A 411-nucleotide genomic window follows, 5' to 3' on the forward strand; every position below is an offset into this window, starting at 1 on the left:
ATGACTGGGGTGAAGTCGTAACAAGGTAACCGTAGGGGAACCTGCGGTTGGATCACCTCCTTACCTGAGATGCAGTTGAGTGCAGTGCTCACACAGATTGTCTGATGAAAGTCGAGCAAGACGCGTCTGCGAAGCCGGCCATTGTGTCCCCTTCGTCTAGAGGCCTAGGACACCGCCCTTTCACGGCGGTAACAGGGGTTCGAATCCCCTAGGGGACGCCACTTGCGGTGATGACGGGTGAAAGCCGTCGTCGTGTTATCGTTAAGCGGATTTTTGATAGAAGTCGGCTTAACGATAAAAGCTCTTTAACAATCTGGAACAAGCTGAAAATTGAAAGCGTCAATAATCTCCCCGAGGGATTGTTGACCAGTCTCTCAACACTGCGCACCCCGAGACATTTTCGGGTTGTGA

At 51.8% G+C, this 411-nt stretch carries 1 protein-coding gene, 1 tRNA gene and 1 rRNA gene; all 3 read left to right on the top strand.

The window, feature by feature from the left end; all coding sequences use genetic code 11:
* Positions 1–63, top strand: a 16S ribosomal RNA gene (locus ABR397_RS23410); the annotation flags it as partial.
* An 82-nt stretch (positions 64–145) separates the two neighbouring features.
* Positions 146–221 (top strand) — tRNA-Glu (locus ABR397_RS23415).
* Positions 222–230: 9 nt separating this feature from the next.
* A partial coding sequence (locus ABR397_RS23420) for a hypothetical protein (protein WP_350307792.1) occupies positions 231–411 on the top strand: 181 nt, incomplete at its 3' end.

Source organism: Photorhabdus viridis, assembly GCF_040256935.1.
Taxonomy (GTDB): domain Bacteria; phylum Pseudomonadota; class Gammaproteobacteria; order Enterobacterales; family Enterobacteriaceae; genus Photorhabdus; species Photorhabdus viridis.